Here is a 2,780-nt window from a genome sequence, read left to right as displayed (position 1 = left end):
AACTTGCGTTATAAACGCTTCATATTTCCTCTATCAATTTCACCTCTTCCATAGTTTTTTCCAAAAGCTCTTGTAAAAAGGTATAGGTTGCGGAGTGGGAGTGTTCTCAATCTTTTCAATTGGTTGATCACCATCAGGTATCTCAACTCCCACGCTTTCTTTAATTCTTTTGCAAAGGAATTCATAAAAATTACTGGCGTAATATTCGCAATCTTCAGATGGAAGCATGACATAAAGTGGGCATTCTCCATCCCGAAACTGCGTATAATCAAAGTAAAAGGTTTCACCAAAATCAGTACTACTCACGACAAGCTGTTCTGATGTTGCAAAACCACGTTTTCTATAATAATTTAAGTTTTGACAAACAATATCATTAAAAGGAAAATCTACACAATCTTCATAAAGACTATAGATTTCATCACCACCAATATCTCCCCCTTTATAATTTTTTAAAAAACTTTTATAAGAAGATGTGAATTGCAAACCGAGAGCTTTCTCCGCCTTTTCAATCCATATATCATCGACAGCATTTTCTGCAGTCCCAAAACTGACAATATCACTATCATATTTATCAACTTTATCAACTAATTCTATAACATCATCTAAGGTATAGGTTTTCATAGATGATCCTCAAAACGTGCGTTATAAACGCTCCATATTTCCTCTATCAATTTCACCTCTTCCATAGTTTTTTCCAAAAACTCTTGTAAAAAGGGATAGGTTGCGGAGTGGGAGTGTTCTCAGTCTTTTCAATTGGTTGATCACCATCAGGTATCTCTTCTCCCGCGTGTACTATAATCCGTTTGCAAAGGAACTCATAAAAATCACTGGCGTAATATTCGCAATCGCCCAATGGAAACCTGACATAGAGTGGGCATTCACCATCCCTAAACTGCGTATAATCAAAATAAAAGGTTTCATCAAAATCAGCATCACAAACGATAAGCTGTTCTGGTGTCGCAAAACCATCTTTTCTATCGAGTAAGTTTCGGTAAACAATATCACCAACAGGAACACCTTCCCCACACTCCTTATAAAGACTAAAGATTTCTTCACCACCAATTTCCCCTCCTTTGTAATTTTTTAAAAAACTCTTGTAAGACGATGTGAATTGTAAGCCGAGAGTTTTCTCCGCCTTTTCAATTACAAGATCATCAACTGCATTTTTTGCAGTACCAAAATTGATAATCTCATCATCATATTTATTCACTTTATCAATTAATACTGCAACATCATCTAAGGTATAGGTTTTCATCAATTATTCTCCATAAATTATTCTATAAGTTTCTTTTTTCTCTTTTCATCAACCGTAGAGCATTATTGCCGATGCTCCTGTCCCCATCTGTCAAAATCTATCCCTATGATACTCCATTTCATATCAATTATTCCTCCTAAATTACTGTTTTTTTGTTCTCTATAACCTTTAGCGCGTTCCTTCCAATATTCCTCTCTCCACTTACCAAACTTTTTTCTCTCTATAAGCGATTGATGTGTTTTTGGATTAGCGTGAATCACGGAAGTATATTTGTTATGATCTTTACTACCAATTTCTGCTATGGGCCCCTCAGGCGTTTGCGATAGATGATGCAACTCAACAGGCTTGCCATCAAACCCCATAGGTGCTCTTCCTGCTTCCATTCTTTCAACATTGGTGCCCCATACTTCTTCCCCTTTTACTGTCCAACTAACAATTTTGTTAGGATCAAACAAATCGTCTCTCTGATAGGCTTTGTTTGTCTGTCCAAATTTGCTATCGGTAAATTTAGTGGGTTTCTTTTTTAACCAAAGCTTTTTTTCTTTAGCAGCAAGTTTAGTTAGTTCTTTCTTCGCCGCAAGTTTGTCAGGATCTCCCTGAGCTGCAAGTTTGGCAAGATTTTTCTTGGAAGCGAATTGGGCAAAATCTTTCCTAGCAATGAACTTGATCACAGCCTTGTTGCCAAGATTTATAGCTCCCTTGGCTGCTCCAGCTCCTCCAGCAAAGTTTTCTAATACTCCGGCTGATAATCTTCCACTTTCAAAACCAGCATTAAAAGCTCCGTCAACTCCCGCTTTTTCAATATTCTCTTTTACGTAATCTATATCCCCTATAAAGGAATCCTCAACACCTCCCCAGAATTGACCAGCACCTTCCCAGACATCATCAATCACATGTCCACTCACGACCCAAGACGCTCCTGTTCCAATGTCTTTAAAACTCTTTTCAACGCCCCCCCGTGGATTGCTAGCAAATATTATCATTTGTAACATCATGTTCTTCACAGCGCCATCAGCTAACTCGTATAGCTTGATTGGTATATCGGCAATGAGACCAGTCATAATTCCTGTCGAAAAAGTTCTATCTTGTTGTTCATCAATCTCGAACCATTTTTCGTTAACATCTCTTCGACACTGATCATCAGGGCACTCTTCTAACTCTTTCTTCATCTGAGCTTGTTGCGCACTGCTGAGGTAGTTATTTGCANTCTTTCTCCATCTGAGCTTGTTGCGCACTGCTGAGGTAGTTATTTGCAGCGGCATTACCAGCGGCATCAGCGCCGGCATCAACATTGCCACCGGCAAGGGCAGCAGCAACGCCCCCAGCAGCCCGTGCAACATCAATGGTGTGGTCTCTAAAGTCAGCAAACTGCGCATCAATCTTTGCGTTTATACGCGCTTCCTCTTCCGGAGTTGGGGTGCGACCGTTTAGATCCCCCATTTCCTCTTTCACAATGCCTTGCACCCACAATTGAAACTGGAGCATAGCAGTGGCTTCGCCCACAGCACCCCCCACAGCACCGGCT

The 2,780-nt window shown here is 39.9% G+C and carries 4 protein-coding genes; all 4 read right to left on the bottom strand.

Annotation, left to right across the window (positions count from 1 at the left end):
* Positions 1–39: 39 nt before the first annotated feature.
* Positions 40–621, bottom strand: coding sequence for an SMI1/KNR4 family protein (locus ACFIMC_RS06605; protein WP_375680816.1), 582 nt, complete (start codon positions 619–621; stop codon positions 40–42).
* A gap of 52 nt (positions 622–673) precedes the next feature.
* Positions 674–1,255 (bottom strand): SMI1/KNR4 family protein, encoded by a 582-nt coding sequence (locus ACFIMC_RS06600; RefSeq protein WP_375612460.1) that lies wholly within the window; start codon positions 1,253–1,255, stop codon positions 674–676.
* A gap of 62 nt (positions 1,256–1,317) precedes the next feature.
* On the bottom strand, positions 1,318–2,424 hold the full coding sequence (locus ACFIMC_RS06595) for an HNH/ENDO VII family nuclease (protein ID WP_375685716.1): 1,107 nt from the start codon (positions 2,422–2,424) through the stop codon (positions 1,318–1,320).
* A 28-nt stretch (positions 2,425–2,452) separates the two neighbouring features.
* The coding region (locus ACFIMC_RS06590; protein WP_375685714.1) for a VENN motif pre-toxin domain-containing protein at positions 2,453–2,780 on the bottom strand (328 nt) is incomplete at its 5' end.

It is taken from the genome of Bartonella sp. AP21QHHD (assembly GCF_042196205.1).
GTDB lineage: Bacteria > Pseudomonadota > Alphaproteobacteria > Rhizobiales > Rhizobiaceae > Bartonella.
Note: the sequence above shows the minus strand (reverse complement) of the source record. Positions and strands in the feature narration are given on the sequence as shown.